The sequence below is a fragment of the Carnobacterium alterfunditum DSM 5972 genome (genome assembly GCF_000744115.1).
GTDB classification, from domain to species: Bacteria; Bacillota; Bacilli; order Lactobacillales; family Carnobacteriaceae; genus Carnobacterium_B; species Carnobacterium_B alterfunditum.
The window spans coordinates 317,187-332,135 of sequence record NZ_JQLG01000004.1; the positions used below are offsets into that span (position 1 = coordinate 317,187).

The 14,949-nt window shown below is 36.1% G+C and carries 14 protein-coding genes; 6 read left to right on the forward strand and 8 right to left on the reverse strand.

Going from position 1 to position 14,949, the window contains the following annotated elements; all coding sequences use genetic code 11:
• Positions 1-702: an ABC transporter ATP-binding protein gene (locus tag BR50_RS02000; protein ID WP_034545700.1), complete on the reverse strand. Its 702-nt coding sequence runs from the start codon at positions 700-702 to the stop codon at positions 1-3.
• A gap of 515 nt (positions 703-1,217) precedes the next feature.
• On the opposite strand from BR50_RS02000, the gene BR50_RS02005 reads away from it, so the two are divergent.
• Complete coding sequence (locus tag BR50_RS02005; protein ID WP_156097497.1) at positions 1,218-1,382, forward strand: hypothetical protein; 165 nt, start codon at positions 1,218-1,220, stop codon at positions 1,380-1,382.
• Positions 1,383-1,760: 378 nt separating this feature from the next.
• On the opposite strand, the gene BR50_RS02010 is transcribed toward BR50_RS02005, so the two are convergent.
• Entirely contained in the window at positions 1,761-3,140 is a 1,380-nt protein-coding gene (locus BR50_RS02010; RefSeq protein WP_034545704.1) for an amino acid permease, read from the reverse strand.
• Positions 3,141-3,168: 28 nt separating this feature from the next.
• A complete protein-coding gene (locus tag BR50_RS02015; RefSeq protein WP_034545706.1) occupies positions 3,169-4,026 on the reverse strand; it encodes a GRP family sugar transporter in 858 nt (285 codons plus the stop codon).
• Between the two features lie 193 nt (positions 4,027-4,219).
• Between BR50_RS02015 and BR50_RS02020 the strand changes: the two genes are divergently transcribed.
• Both BR50_RS02020 and BR50_RS02025 read left to right on the forward strand, forming a co-directional pair.
• Positions 4,220-5,491 carry a BaiN/RdsA family NAD(P)/FAD-dependent oxidoreductase gene (locus BR50_RS02020; protein WP_034545708.1) on the forward strand — a complete coding sequence of 424 codons (1,272 nt, stop codon included), beginning with the start codon at positions 4,220-4,222 and terminating at the stop codon, positions 5,489-5,491.
• A 28-nt stretch (positions 5,492-5,519) separates the two neighbouring features.
• A complete protein-coding gene (locus tag BR50_RS02025) occupies positions 5,520-6,059 on the forward strand; it encodes a 5' nucleotidase, NT5C type (protein WP_034545710.1) in 540 nt (179 codons plus the stop codon).
• Between the two features lie 147 nt (positions 6,060-6,206).
• Here the strand turns inward: BR50_RS02025 and ybaK are convergent, their stop codons facing one another.
• From ybaK to BR50_RS02040, 3 genes are all read right to left on the reverse strand, one after another.
• Positions 6,207-6,695 carry a Cys-tRNA(Pro) deacylase gene (gene ybaK, locus BR50_RS02030; protein ID WP_034545711.1) on the reverse strand — a complete coding sequence of 163 codons (489 nt, stop codon included), beginning with the start codon at positions 6,693-6,695 and terminating at the stop codon, positions 6,207-6,209.
• Between the two features lie 38 nt (positions 6,696-6,733).
• Positions 6,734-7,915, reverse strand: a complete 1,182-nt coding sequence (locus tag BR50_RS02035) for a class I SAM-dependent rRNA methyltransferase (protein ID WP_034545712.1) — start codon at positions 7,913-7,915, stop codon at positions 6,734-6,736.
• Positions 7,916-8,020: 105 nt separating this feature from the next.
• Positions 8,021-8,659 carry a VanZ family protein gene (locus tag BR50_RS02040; protein ID WP_034545713.1) on the reverse strand — a complete coding sequence of 213 codons (639 nt, stop codon included), beginning with the start codon at positions 8,657-8,659 and terminating at the stop codon, positions 8,021-8,023.
• A 288-nt stretch (positions 8,660-8,947) separates the two neighbouring features.
• On the opposite strand from BR50_RS02040, the gene BR50_RS02045 reads away from it, so the two are divergent.
• The 3 genes from BR50_RS02045 (at position 8,948) to BR50_RS02055 (ending at position 12,630) form a co-directional block, all read left to right on the forward strand.
• The gene (locus BR50_RS02045; protein ID WP_034545715.1) at positions 8,948-11,101 is read left to right on the forward strand and encodes an LTA synthase family protein; all 2,154 of its coding nucleotides are present in this window, start codon (positions 8,948-8,950) and stop codon (positions 11,099-11,101) included.
• 173 nt (positions 11,102-11,274) lie between these two features.
• Entirely contained in the window at positions 11,275-12,033 is a 759-nt protein-coding gene (locus BR50_RS02050) for a hypothetical protein (protein ID WP_034545716.1), read from the forward strand.
• A gap of 27 nt (positions 12,034-12,060) precedes the next feature.
• Positions 12,061-12,630, forward strand: a complete 570-nt coding sequence (locus BR50_RS02055) for a P-loop NTPase family protein (RefSeq protein ID WP_245792812.1) — start codon at positions 12,061-12,063, stop codon at positions 12,628-12,630.
• Between the two features lie 21 nt (positions 12,631-12,651).
• On the opposite strand, the gene BR50_RS02060 is transcribed toward BR50_RS02055, so the two are convergent.
• Entirely contained in the window at positions 12,652-14,073 is a 1,422-nt protein-coding gene (locus BR50_RS02060; protein WP_178377453.1) for a sensor histidine kinase, read from the reverse strand.
• Positions 14,070-14,786: a response regulator transcription factor gene (locus tag BR50_RS02065; RefSeq protein ID WP_034545720.1), complete on the reverse strand. Its 717-nt coding sequence runs from the start codon at positions 14,784-14,786 to the stop codon at positions 14,070-14,072. Before BR50_RS02065 ends, BR50_RS02060 begins: the two co-directional genes overlap by 4 nt.
• Positions 14,787-14,949 lie beyond the last annotated feature (163 nt).

The following is a 14,949-nucleotide window of genomic DNA, read 5'->3' on the forward strand; positions in this document are numbered from 1 at the left end:
TTACCATTCGATATCTTCTACGGACATAGGGTTATCATTGATCGTCACACTACGTACTTTTGCATTGTTTATTTCAATCATCCGGTCAGCCATTGGAGCGATTGCTTTGTTGTGTGTAATGACAATAACAGTTGTGCCTGTATTTTTGCAGGTGTCTTGCAATAATTTTAATACTTGTTTTCCAGTTTCATAATCTAATGCTCCAGTTGGTTCATCGCATAACAGTAGTTTGGGCTGTTTAGCTAAAGCTCTAGCAATTGCCACTCGCTGTTGTTCCCCACCAGATAATTGAGCTGGAAAATTGTCTAAGCGATTGCCTAGTCCTACATCTTCTAAAACTTTTTTAGCATCCAACGATTTAGTTGAGATTTCTGATGCCAGTTCCACATTTTCGATAGCAGTCAAATTGGGAACTAAATTATAAAATTGAAAAACAAACCCAACATCATCGCGTCGGTATTGCGTGAGCCGTTTTGTGTTGAAGTTGGCAACGTCTATTCCATCAACAAGTATCTGCCCTTCATCTGCTGAGTCCATCCCACCTAGAATATTGAGTACTGTTGATTTCCCAGCACCACTTGGTCCAACGATTACTGCAAACTCCCCTTTTTCGATTTCAAATGAGATACCATCATTTGCGGCGATAACTGAATCACCCATTTTGTATCGTTTAAACTCATTTTTTATTTCTACAAAAGACATTCTTGCACCTTCATTTCTTTAAACTAATTTTTTATAAGTGTACCATAAATTTTATTGAAACTCCCTCTAGTCCAAACTTAATCCAACTATTTTTTTAGTATTCGCCTAAAAATCACTAAAAAAATAAGTTGAGTAAATTTGCAGAATAGCCTGTGAAAAATCAGCTCGATGCTATTTCAAATTATTTGAGATAATAGTTTTCAAAGAAATGAGTAAAACAAGCTAAAAATGATCCTATTTCCTTTTCAATAGGGTCATTTGGGCATCAATACTTAGATTCAGCCAACTCAAGATTCTATAATTTTTAGTATCGATAGATTTTATCCAATTACTTACCCAACATTTCTGGAGGAATAGGGTTGCTTGTAGCCATGTAGAGGATTCAATGCGAATTACAGAGCGTTACCGCTTCAGCGATTACAATCTGTTTAAGGGGGAGTGTGGTTAAAAGCGTTTAGACCCGAATCACTGGAGCAAATAAGCGCAGGATGGTCAACGACCATCGAGCATTATTTGTGAAGTGGATGTCGGGTCTGCTTTTTGGAACACGTTCTAGAACAGTACTTCAAGGCGGTACCATGGCTCTCCACAAGCAAACCCGTCCATTCCAGAAGAAATTTTATTTTGAAGCAGCCACACCATTTGACGTAGAAGCCAACTCAATTGGCATTTTATTTTGAGTTCATCGAACTAGCCCCAGTTAGCCCTTCTCAAATGGAAATCTTGCTTTGAGTTCATCGAACTAAGCCTAGATAGCCCTTCTCAAATGGTAAAACTGCTTTGAGTTCATCGAACCAGCCCCAGTTAGCCCTTCTCAAATAAGATTTTAATTTAATTAGTCATTATTCCCCTTTTTTTCTGTCAAAACCTTAAATAGGATCATTCTCGAAATCTGCTTCGAAAATGATCCTATAAAAAAAGAAACATCTCACGAATGAAATGTTTCTTTTTTAATTTAATGTTGTTTAATACGAAAGGGCAATTTCCCAGCCCTTTTCGCTTGCTCCAGATAATTTCAATACTAAAATATTCTTATTTTCTAGTGGGATCATGATCTGTTACTCGCCATTTAATTCACTGTGTTGGTACCCATAAATGAGATAGAAAACTACGCCTAAAGCTAACCAAATAATGAAGGCGATCCAAACTGATAACGATAATTGGATCATAAGGTACACGCAGACAAGAACCGAAATAATTGGGAAAATTGGTACAAATGGTACTCTAAATTCTCCTTCTTTTGGTTCACCGTGGTCTTTACGCAATTTAATGATTCCGATAGCAAGAATAACAAATATCATCAATGTTACAATATTTGTTAATTCTGCTAACTTACCAAGCGGAACAATACCCGCAAGTACAGCTGAAACTGATCCCGCTAACTGAGTCGCATTTTTAGGACTTTTTGTTTTTGGGTCTACTTCACTGAGTTTCTTTGGAAGCAATCCATCTCGTCCAATAGCATAGATCAAACGACCTAATCCATAAGTCATTGAAATAAGTACCGTTAAAAGGGTTGCTATTGCTCCTACAGAAATAATACCTGCAATAAAATCTTGTCCAATAAAGCGTATGGCAAATGCAACCGGATCTTTAATGTCTAACTGTTCGTAAGGGACGATTCCCGTCAGCACTAAAGTCACAGCAATATACAACACAGTAGCGATACCAAGTGAACCGATGATCCCTCTTGGAATATCTCTGCGTGGATTTTTGGTTTCTTCTGCAGCCGTACTAACAGCGTCAAAACCTAAGAAAGCAAAGAACACGACAGCTGCTCCTGTCGCTACTCCTTCAAAGCCAAAGGGAGCAAATGGTGTCCAATTTTCTGGTTTAACATAAAATGCGCCTACAACAATAAATAATATGATCAAGCCGAATTTAACAAATACCATGATATTGTTTAGACGTAAGGCCTTTTTAGCACCTTGGATCACGATATAGGTAACTAAGAATGTAATCAATACCGCAATTACATCTACATAAGATCCAGTCTCAACATCAAAAGAAGAACGTAATGCGATGGGCAATCCCAGACCGATCCCATCTAAAAACCCGTTCATATAGCCTGACCAACCGGAGGCTACTGATGCATTTGCCAATAAATATTCACAAATCATCAGCCAACCGACCAACCAGCCAATCAATTCTCCAAAAACAGTGTAGCCATAAGAATAAGCTCCGCCTGCTACAGGAATTCGAGAAGCAAATTCTGCGTAACATAAAGCTGATAGGACACACGAAAAAGCCGCTATAACGAATGATACGATCAATGCCGGTCCAGCTGTTAATGCAGCGGCTGTTCCCGTGATCACAAAAATTCCAGTTCCGACGATTGCACCTAAACCGAGTAAAATTAAATCCATCGTTTTTAGCTCTCTTTTTAAATTTGACGGCCTTTCAGTTGCCTCTAAAGGTTTCTTTCTAAAATAACTCATCCTATCTCATTCCCATCTATTAATTAAGTTATGCTTTAATATAGCCTAATAAAACGCCACCTAAAATGACTAAAATACAACCCATCAAGATATAACGAAATTCCCGTTTGGTTTTTGTTTCGCCTAAGAACCAGATACTACCTAATGTAGAAATAATGATCCCTGTTTGTGATAGCGAGAAACTGATTGCTAATCCGATTTTTGCCATTGAGATCAGCATAAAGATATTTCCTGTTGCCCATAATAAACCGGTCAACAAGTTGCGCACTGTGTATTTGCTTTTGATTTCTTGCTTAGCTGAAAAGAGCAATGAACCGATCAACATCCCGATAGCCTGCGGTAAAATAACGGCCATCGCATCTACTCCAGATGCATTTATCGTGATCGTATACAACCCGTAGCCTATTGTAGAATAGATCAAGGCTTTTGCTCCAGCTTTCTTTTGCCCTTTAGAATCAACAGTCGTTTCTTTCGTATCTGTTACAGTCGTAAATGTAACCCCAAAAATTAAAATAATAATAGCAATGATCCCAAGAATAATATCTCTAGAACTTGTCCATTCTCTAAACAAAAGGACTCCTGCAAGTGTATTTACAATCAATTGTAATCCTGTTGAGATCGGCAATGTATTCGATACGCCGATGAATCTCATACTTTGGAACTGCTGCATTTGGCCTAATGACCATAGTGCACCTGAAAATAATCCAACTAAAATAATTTTTATATCGATTATTGGTTGGTAAACAAAGTAAACACCGATTGCGAAAAAGGCTGCTCCAGCTGCCATCCCTACTGTTTGCTGGTAAGAGTTCCCCCCTAATTTATTACTCACTAAACCAATACTGCCCCAAGCTATGGCCGGTATAAGTGCTATTAAAATCTCCATAAAAATCTCATCTTCCTCTTCAGTTTATTTTAGCGCCTTGTATATGATAACAGTTTAACCATATTCTTAACGATAAAAGTTATTGTACCACAAATCGGTTTACAGGTTTATGGTACAAACTGCTAAAATATGATAAAGTAAGAGAAGAAAATTCGGACGCATGTGATCAGTAGAAATGAGGTCAATAAAAGAAATGACAAAGTATGATGTATTAGTAGTTGGCGGAGGAACCAGCGGTATGATGGCTGCTATCTCGGCGGCAGAACATGGCGCAAAAGTAGCCGTAATTGAAAAAAACACGACCCTTGGACGTAAATTACTCGTAACTGGCGGTGGTAGATGTAATGTTACCAATAATCGGGATAAAGAAGAGATCATCGCCCATATTCCTGGAAACGGACGCTTTTTATACAGCGCGTTTTATCAATACGATAATTACGATATTATGGAATTTTTCAAATCAAATGGTGTTGTGCTAAAAGAAGAAGATCACGGAAGAATGTTCCCTGTGACCGATAAATCGCGAACGATTTTAGAAGCCTTGATCGGGATCATGGATCGTTTAGAAATTGCGATTTATGCAGAAGCTCCCGTTGAGAATTTATTGTTTGATGAAGGAAAGGCAACTGGCGTGCAGTTGCAAGATGGACGAAGCATCCACGCAAGTTGTGTGATCGTTTCAACAGGCGGCCGAGCTATGCCTCGAACAGGTTCGACCGGTGATGGGTACAAATGGGCAAAAAAAGCTGGTCATACGATCGAACCACTTTATCCCACAGAAGCTCCTATTACTTCTGATGAAACTTTTATACAAGATAAGACGTTACAAGGTCTTTCTTTAAGGGATATCGCTTTAAGTGTTTTGAATAAAAAAAGTAAAAAGGTCGTAACCCATCAAATGGATATGATTTTTACCCACTTTGGCATTTCTGGACCAGCCGTATTGCGCTGTTCTATGTTTGTTCACCAGACTATGAAACGCGATAAAACCGAAGAAGTCGTGATGAGTTTAGATGCTCTCCCAAATGTATCTAAAGGCGAATTAACTCAACAACTGCAACAATTAATAAAAAATGATGGCGATAAAAGCACCAAAAATGCTTTGAAAGGTCTTGTTCCTGAACGGTATTTATTATTTGCACTGACTAGATCTGGTTTGGATGAAAATGCTCCCTTGAAGCAAGCTGCTCCAGAAAAAGTGACCCACTTGATTGAATTTATCAAAGATTTTCAATTCACAGCTAATGGCACCTTGCCGATTGAAAAAGCCTTTGTTACGGGTGGCGGAATCAATACAAAAGAAGTGAACCCAAAAACGATGGAAAGTAAATTTACTAGCAAACTCTTCTTTACCGGTGAAATTTTAGATTACAATGGCTACACGGGCGGATATAATATCACAGGCGCTTTTATTACTGGCCGTATTGCAGGTATGCACGCTGCTGAGGCTGCTCTTAAAAGTTAACAATTTTGAAAAGTGAAAGGGTCTTTTTATGAAAAAGAAAATTGCAATCGATATGGATCAAGTTATTGCGGATATGGAAATTAGTTTTATTGAATTATTCAAAAAGGAATACCATCTTTCCTTTGAAACAGTTGACGAATATCTAAAGGCAAATCCAAATTTTGATTTAGTCTCGACGATCAAAGAACTTTATCCTTTGATCAATACTCATGCCTTTTTCAGGAATATCCCAGTGATGAAGGACAGCCAAACTGTTTTGCGTGAATTAGCAGATGAGTATGATTTGTACATTGCAACTGCTGCTATGGATGTTCCTAAAACATTTACTGCAAAATATGAATGGCTGCAAGAGCATTTTGCTTTCATCGATTCTCAGCACTATATTTTTTGCGGCGATAAAAGTATCATTCACACGGACTACTTGATTGATGATTCCATACGTCAATTAGAACGCTTTTCTGGAACCGGTATTCTCTTTGTGAATTCATTGAATGAAACCGAGGACCGCTACATTCGTGCGAATAATTGGAAAGACATCCGCGATTATTTCTTATCGATCAAAGAGTAACCATCAATCTTATTTGATCGACGGTGTTGCTTTTTCAAATCAGGTCCACTTAATCTATCGGCACTAAAAATTATAGAAACAAAATAAAGAGAACTCTAAACCAAGATTTTCAGCTTGGATTTAGAGTTCTCTTTTATTATTCTATTTTTATTCAGCTTCAATGGATACAAATTCAGCTTTAGTCAACTTTTTCAACTCTAGTGGATCTAGTTCAATTTGCATCCCTCTTTTTCCTGCTGAAACAATGACTTTATCCATTGTTTCAGCTTGAATAGAAATAAAGGTTGGAAATTTCTTCTTCATTCCAATAGGTGAACAGCCTCCACGGATGTAACCTGTTGTTTTTTCTAAATCCGTTAGAGGCAATAATTCAACCTTTTTATTTCCACTGACTTTAGCTAACGCTTTTAGATCAAGCTCGCTAGCACCTGGTATACAAGCTACTATCACACCTGACTTATCGCCGTTGATCACCAAAGTTTTATAGATTCGTTCTTTAGGTACCTTTAACTGTTCAAAAACTGCTTCAGCACCCAAATGATCATCACTCCATGGAAATTCATAGGTTTGATACGAAATAGCATTGCTTTCTAATTGTCTAATAGCGTTTGTTTTTTGCATTTTATTTTTTTTCATTAATATCCTACTTTCTTTCCAAAGTAGTCTAGTTCAGATCAGTTTCCTTTGCGGATCACGTATACTTTCAAATAATCACTTTGCGGATAGTGAGGATTGATTTTGAAATCTTCAGGAAGAGCAAATTTTTCTAAAATTTGGTAAGATAGGCCTTTATGATCGAACGCCGTCTCAATGAATTGCTCAAATCTTTCAGTTGAAATATTTGCAGCATTGGTCGAAGCTATGATCACGCCATCTTCATTCGTAATGTCGATGATATCTTCTAATAGTGCTGTATAATCTTTAGCAACACTGAACGTTCTTTTTTTCGAACGGGCAAAACTTGGCGGATCAACAACGACCGTATCAAATTTCAATTGTTTTCGAATGGCATATCTGAAGTAATCAAATACATCCATTACTCGAATCGTTTGCAATTCTGGATCTAATCCATTCACTTCAAATTGTTCTTTTGTTTTTTCTAGACTACGGTTGGCTAAATCTACACTTGTTGTGTGACTGGCTCCACCTATTGCTGCAGCAACTGAGAACGCTCCAGTATAACTGAAAGTATTTAAGACTGCTTTATCCATTGAATAATTTTCAAGAATGCTATTGCGAACATTGCGTTGATCCAAGAATATCCCAGTCATTAATCCATCATTTAAATAAGTAGCATAAGTTATGCCATTTTCTTTGATCAACAAAGGCTCAGGTGCTTCTTCGCCATAAATGTGATCTGTTTCTGGTTTTGTTTTAGTTTGATATCTCATTTTTTCATATATACCTTTAACACCCGGGACGGTTGAAAGAAAAGCTTTCAAAATCGTTTCTTGGTGCTTGTAGATCCCTGCACTGTACCATGAAAAGACATAATAATCGGCATAAACATCGATCGTCAATCCTCCAAGACCGTCTCCTTCACCGTTGAAGAAACGGTAAGCATTTGTCTTCTCCTCTGATTTAAGACCAGCTCGTTCAGCTAAAGCTTGACTAAATAAATGTTCAAAAAAAGTTTGATCAATTTTTTCATTTTCATTTAATGTTAGGATCCAACCGTCACCTTTATTTTGCTTAGCAAGATAAGCTCGTGCAAGAAATTTTTTGTTGTCGTCCAATAATTCAACGATCGTTCCTTCAGATTCGATAGGTTCTTTCACAAAATCTTCTTTCAGCAAAACTGGGTAACCATCTCTAACCATTTGTGTTGCTCGTCTTTTTAATTTATATTTTTCCACTAGTTTATAAACCCCTTTTTTCGTCTTTATCTTATGTAGTATAACATAAGTACAACCTAATTAGGTTGTGAGTGCACTAAAAAAACTACTTGAAAAGTCATAAAATCAAGTAGTTTTCTTCTTTTGCCATTTTTTGTACAACCATTGACTGATTTCAAATAAACCAATCCCGATTATCGTTCCAATTGTATTGAAGATCAAGTCATCGATATCCGAAATGCCGGTATAAAAAAGAAATTGCATCGCTTCAATTAAAAATGAAACAGCTATTCCAATCGATAGCGAGCGTAAAAAAAAATGCTTTTTCTTCATTAAATAAGCTGCGCTAAATCCCATTGGAATAAACCAAAGAATATTTCCATATAGATTATAGTAATAATCAAATAAGGATGTTCCTTTAGTTAATTTAGTTGTTTCTACAAATGGGATCCAATTGATTTCACTTAGAGGACGCAAAACGATCGATACGTTATTAATTGAATTTTCTTCACGAAAGACGGTTAGATGAATTAAAAGAATAACATAAAAAACAAATGCATTTAAAATTAATTCTCTACGCCATTTTATTGGTTTCTTTTTCTTTTTTTTAACCGCAAGAAAGATGACCCGTCCGATGAACCAGAAGATAAAATAAAAAAGAGCATGGTCGATACTGTAAATAATCAATTCGACTAATGGGAAATGGTTGATTGTTTCACCAAATCTCGGTTCGATCCAGTCAAAGAGGGGCTGCAAAAATACCATTAAATAATCCTCCTCATTTATCATTGCAATTTATTATACCTTATTCTTAATAAATAGTTTGTTTGAAGTATCTAAATTTTACTTAAACTTTACTTTTGATGAACTATCATTGATACAATAGGTTTTAGTATTAGAAGCAACGGCAGCTTTGAGTAGGTAAAATTGACTATAATGTAAATTAATTGTAAAATGTACTGTGATGTAGAATTAATGTAGACTTTCATTTAACTTGGAATTTTTCAAATTAAACTATACAAACTGTGGCCATTATTTAAGGAGGATTCAACAATGAACAATATAAAAAAATACCTACAAACGAGGTTGGGCTTTTTCTCTCTAGCCGTTATCCTATTTTGGATCAAGACGTATATAGGATACCAAGCGGAATTTTCCCTTGGCGTAGAAGGAATCATACAACAGTTTATCTTGTTGATCAATCCGATTGCTACAACTGTTATCCTATTCTCGATTGCTCTTTACTTCAAGAGCTCTAAAAAAGCGTATATTGCTTTACTGTTTGTTTATGCTGTGATGTCAATTCTATTCTTTTCAAATGTTCTCTATTATAGAGAGTTTTCAGATTTCATATCCGTCAGTACGATTTTAGGAGTCGGAAATGTTGCTGGTGGATTAGGAGCAAGTACGTTTGCTTTATTGCATGCAACTGATTTCTTCTATCTTATCGATGTTGTTTTCTTAATTATTTTGTTAGCTTCAAAAAAGGTAACAATGGATCAGCGTCCTTTCAAAAAACGTTATGCTTTTGCAGCTACAATTGTTGGTTTCACCCTTTTTGCTGCCAACTTAGCATTAGCTGAAAGTAATCGTCCGCAGCTGCTAGCTCGTACATTCGATCGTAATTACATTGTTAAATATCTTGGTTTAAACTTTTTTACAGCTTATGATGGTTATAAAGCAGCTCAAGCGAATCAAGTTAAAGCTAGTGCTGATGAATCAGATATCGAAGGTGTGTTAACATACGTTGATGAACACTTTGCTGAAGCTGATGCTGAAATGTTCGGTATTGCTGAAGATCGCAATGTCATCTTCTTGCATTTAGAAAGTTTCCAACAATTTTTGATCGACTATGAATTAGAAACTGAAACGGGTGAATCCCTTGAAGTAGCGCCATTTATCAACAGTATTTACCATGATGAAGATACACAAAGTTTCAGCAACTTCTTCCATCAAATCGGTCAAGGAAAAACAGCTGATTCTGAAATGCTGCTTGAAAATTCACTCTTTGGTTTACCTCAAGGTGGAGCATTTACACAAGTTGGAGAAAGCAATACTTTTCAATCTGCTTCACAAATCTTAGGTTCAGAAAAAGATTATACGAGCGCCATGTTCCATGGTAACGTTGGTTCTTTCTGGAATAGGGATAATACGTATAAATCAATGGGAATCGATTATTTCTTCGATGATGAGTCTTATTCTTTCACTGAAGAAAACATGTTAGAATACGGTATGAAAGATAAAATATTCTTTAAAGAATCGATTCAATATTTAGAACAATTGCCGCAACCATTCTATTCTAAATTTATTACTGTGTCTAATCATTTCCCTTATCCGTTGGATGAAGCAAATGTGGACTTCCCAACTGCTACTACTGAAGACAATACAATCAATAATTACTTTGTGACAGCTCATTATTTAGATCAAGCTATTGAAGAATTCTTTAGTTATTTAAAAGAGTCTGATTTGTATGATAATTCAATTATCGTTCTTTACGGCGATCATTATGGTATCTCCAATTCAAGAAATGAATCACTCGCTCCTTTACTAGGTAAAGACCCTGAAACTTGGTCAAGTTATGACAATGCTATGATGCAAAAGGTTCCTTATATGATCCACATGCCCGGAACTGGTAACGGAAAAATAAATACACAATACGGGGCACAAATAGACAGTCTCCCTACTCTTCTACACTTATTAGGTGTAGAAACAAAAGAGAACATTTTGCTTGGAACAGATTTATTCTCTGAAGATCATGATGAAACTGTTGCTTTCCGTGATGGAAACTTTGTAAGTCCTAAATATACCGTTGAAGGTTCAAGTATTTATGATACAGAAACCGGTGAATTGCTTTTGGACCCTTCTGAAGAAGTCCTTGCGGAAGTTGACCGATTAAGAGAAAATGTCAGTACTCAATTGAGTTTATCTGATAGTATTCTAACAAGTGATCTATTGCGTTTTTATACTCCTGATGGACTTGCTGCAACTGATCCAGCTGATTATGATTACCGTGATCAATTAGAACGGATGAAAACTGTAAACGAAGGTTTAGGAACAGCTGCGACAAGCATCTTCAATCAAAACGACAATCAATCTACTGTTGATTTATATAAAACTAATGCTCCTGAGTTACTAGATACTCCTGAAATGGTTGACGAAACACAACCAGCTGAAACGGAAAATCCAGATATTAAGATCACAGAATAAAGATAAGAATGCAACAAATAGCAAAAGGAGGTCAAGACGAACACGTCTTGACCTCCTTTTTTTTGAGTATTTTCAAACTAACATATCCTCTTATTATTTGCTTCACAGTTTTTTCATATTTACTCATTACAATAAGGAGATAATCAATCCTCATTTCGAAAGGAGAGATCGTTTTGTCAATTGCTAAACGTGCTTATCGTCATTTACAAAATCATCCTTATTTCTTGATTTTTACGCTTAGTTTTTATCTGGTCTATTTTTCCCTTACTTTTGCAATTGCTTTATTAGCTAAGCAATTTTCTGATTCTTCTATCCAGCTAAACAGAATTATAGTCTCTTTAGATGCTCAACAATCCTCATTAAACAGTCAACCTTTTAAGATCTTAGAAGCTATTGCAACACAATATAATGCGAAATACAATTCCATTCTTTTAATAATAGGTATTGCAGGTACGCTTATTTTGTTGACGATTCAGCTATGGTTGAGTCAAACTAGAAAACAAGAATATCAGACCTATCTTTTAATGGGAGAACGCGTTTATAAGTTAACGGCCCAATTGATCTTTGAACAATTGCTTTTAATAAATAGTATCCTCTTGCTCATTCTTGTTTCCTATAGTATCTTCACAGCTCCCGTAATGGATCAGATCACTAAAATAGAAGCTGCTGCTTTGCAATCAGAACTAGAGGTTAATTTAGAACCCCTTCTATCAGATTCTCAAGCAGCCGCTCCTCCTGACTTTGGAAATGAGGGTTTTACACGTTTTACTATTGCTCCCTTTTTAAAAGGTGCTTTTGCGAACAACAATTTTTATCAAAATAATACCCTACAGGCCTTTTTGATTATAAGCATAATCAACTTATATAGCGCTATTGTCATCGGAATACCAAATGCAATTATTTTATCACTAAGAAGAAGCAACCTTTTTTGATCCATCTGCTAGTACTAAGGAGGATACATGATGTTCACCCATTCTTATAAAAAGGCCATCGGTAATGATTTATTTTTAATCAGACCCAAAACGATTTATACTTTTTTATCTGTGCAAATGGATCTAGCTTCTTTGATGAAACAATTAAATAGACAGTTAGATTCTTTTCCGGGTTTGATCAGTAAAGATGCTGTTTTTATTGACTATTTGACGATCAGAGAGAATATGCTCGTTATTTTATCTTTAACTCCTGACCATCCTAAAAGAGCACTTGATCTGGTAGTAACTGAAGTCTTAGAAGAACTGCAGATTTCTGATTCTTTAGCTGACCAACATTTTAATGTCTTGCCGCTGAATCTCTTCCTTAAATTGCAATTGCGGTTAGCTTCATTATGCAACAAAAAAGTTATTTTAGTAGACGATTGGCTCGATCATGAATCAGCTTCTGCTAAGCAAGACTGGTTGCTTTTGTTTCGTGGATTTGTAAGAAATACTGACTGCTCGATTATTTTTTTCACTTCTGATGAACAGCTCTTATCTGTTGAAAATCCACTTAGATTGGATCCAGGATCTTATCTCTCAAAAAAAATTAGTTAAAAAAGCTAGAAGCAGCAGCTTCTAGCTTTTTTTAGTTTCTTCAATTGGAAAAATCAAAGTGAAAGTCGTTCCTTCGCCAGGTACACTTTCTACTGTGACACTTGCATCGTGTAGATTGACCAATTGTTGAACGATTGCCAAACCTAAACCTGATTCTCCATATTTGGTGTTTTTTCTTGAACTATCAGCCTTATAGTATCGTTCCCATATGCTCTCGACTTCTTCGGCAGACATGCCGATCCCAGAATCTTTGATCTTCAGGATAGTTTCATTTTCACTGGCATAACCGATAATGCTGATTTCACCATTGTCTGTAAACTGGATCGCATTTTGAATAATGTTTACGATGATTTGAGAAAAACGATCATAATCAGCAAATAGCATTAAACCGGTTGGACACTCTAGTACCAATTCATTACCCGAATCATTCGCTTTTCCTTTCAATTGTTCCACAATCATTTCTAATGCTTCGTACGCATTAAACAGTTGCTTTTGTAAAACGATTTGATTGGAACGAATTTTTTCATAATCTAGATTTTCATTTACTAACCGAATCAAACGACGTGTTTCATTTTGCATCAATTGGATACTCCGCTGTTTTTGATTTTCCGGAATCATATCATGCTCAATACCTTCTAGCAATCCGTTGATCGTTGTCAAAGGTGTACGCATTTCATGAGCTGCATCAGCCATAAATTGTCTCCTACGATTCTCTTGACGTTCGATCTCTTCTTGAGCAGATTTCAAGGAATCGACCATACTGTTGAAATCGGCAGCTAAATCATCAAATTCATCCATTTCTTTGTTTTCTAATTGGATAGTGAAGTCACCCTTCGCTACTTTATGCGTTGCGCTTCTAATGCGGTTGATTCGATTCACTTGAAATTTAGCAAAAAGATAACTAGCAATCGTGGCTCCAATAAGTGAAAAGATAAAGGCGCTAAATAGATTATTCCGAATATCCTCTATACTAGATTCAATTGTACTTATAGGTGCACTTACTGCAATAAACCCATAAAAATCACCCGTACTTTGAGTGAAAAAGGGCTGATAAACGATAGCGGTATCAACTTGATTACCAAAAAAATCAGTATTTCTCTGGGTCAATGATAATGGCTCGCCGTTTTTCAACTTATCTAAATCAGTGTCTGAAATACCGCTTACGTAGTCCTCAGTTGTAATAGGATACGTCATGTTGTCAGTATGATCAAATACAAAAATCGATACCCCTTGATTTTTTAAAATAATTTGTCCACTTTCTATCTTATCCGTCTGTAGGTCCTCATCTATTAATGCTTCAGCATAGCCAAATAACTGTGTTTCAGTATTCCGATAAGCTGTACTGCGTGCAAATTGTAAAAAAGAGAAGCCTAATATAATCAAGACGGTCATAACTACCGCAAAAAAGGCCAGCATTTGCTGGTAGAAGTAGTTTATTCTCATGGAGTAACTCCGGAATCATCGTACTTGTATCCTACTCCCCAAACCGTTTGAACCACTTGCGGACCTGTTTTGTCTATTTTTTGACGTAATTTTTTGATGTGGGCATCGACTGTCCGTTCATCACCAAAATATTCATAATCCCAAACGATCGTTAGCAGTTGTTCTCTGGAAAAAACTTGTTTTGGACTTTTTGCTAATGTGTAAAGTAATTCAAATTCTTTTGGCGTTAAGCCTTCAATTGGTTTATCATACAAAATTGCCTCTCGTGTCCTCTTATCCATTTTAAGATACCTTGTTTCAACTTCATATGCTTTGCCTTCTAATTCATCAGCTCCATCATTAATGAGATCTGCGCGACGGTATAATGCCTTTATACGTGCAATTAATGTCAGCGGACTAAAAGGCTTTGTGACATAGTCATCTGCTCCCATTTCTAATCCAATAACTTGATCACTTTCAGAATCTTTAGCCGTCAACATAATAATGGGAATTGTTTTTGAAACTTTACGCATTTCGCGACAAATTTGCATACCATCCATACTTGGTAAATTTAAATCCAATGTAACTAGATCCCATTTTTCTGGATCATTTTTAAAAGTATCTAGCCCTACTTTACCATCTTGGATGAAAGTTGCTTTCCATTCTTCTTTCATGAAAAACATTTCCATCATCTCACATACGGATTGATTGTCTTCAATCATTAATATATTCATGGAATAACCTCTTTCTTTAAAAAAAATCTCTAGTTTATTATACTCTTTTTACGACTGCAACTAAAGAAACTTCCAAAATCATCTTATAAACTTCTCAGTTTAGACATAAAAACACACCCTGAAAATTAGCCTTTTTCGCTAACTTTTAGAGTGCGTTCTAATT

Excerpts from the sequence above, each read along its gene's own strand:
- BR50_RS02000 (WP_034545700.1), bottom strand. The coding sequence starts at position 702 with ATGTCTTTTGTAGAAATAAAAAATGAGTTTAAACGATACAAAATGGGT.
- BR50_RS02010 (WP_034545704.1), bottom strand. The coding sequence starts at position 3,140 with ATGAGTTATTTTAGAAAGAAACCTTTAGAGGCAACTGAAAGGCCGTCA.
- BR50_RS02015 (WP_034545706.1), bottom strand. The coding sequence starts at position 4,026 with ATGGAGATTTTAATAGCACTTATACCGGCCATAGCTTGGGGCAGTATT.
- BR50_RS02020 (WP_034545708.1), top strand. The coding sequence starts at position 4,220 with ATGACAAAGTATGATGTATTAGTAGTTGGCGGAGGAACCAGCGGTATG.
- BR50_RS02025 (WP_034545710.1), top strand. The coding sequence starts at position 5,520 with ATGAAAAAGAAAATTGCAATCGATATGGATCAAGTTATTGCGGATATG.
- ybaK (WP_034545711.1), bottom strand. The coding sequence starts at position 6,695 with ATGAAAAAAAATAAAATGCAAAAAACAAACGCTATTAGACAATTAGAA.
- BR50_RS02040 (WP_034545713.1), bottom strand. The coding sequence starts at position 8,659 with ATGGTATTTTTGCAGCCCCTCTTTGACTGGATCGAACCGAGATTTGGT.
- BR50_RS02045 (WP_034545715.1), top strand. The coding sequence starts at position 8,948 with ATGAACAATATAAAAAAATACCTACAAACGAGGTTGGGCTTTTTCTCT.
- BR50_RS02055 (WP_245792812.1), top strand. The coding sequence starts at position 12,061 with ATGATGTTCACCCATTCTTATAAAAAGGCCATCGGTAATGATTTATTT.
- BR50_RS02060 (WP_178377453.1), bottom strand. The coding sequence starts at position 14,073 with ATGAGAATAAACTACTTCTACCAGCAAATGCTGGCCTTTTTTGCGGTA.
- BR50_RS02065 (WP_034545720.1), bottom strand. The coding sequence starts at position 14,786 with ATGAATATATTAATGATTGAAGACAATCAATCCGTATGTGAGATGATG.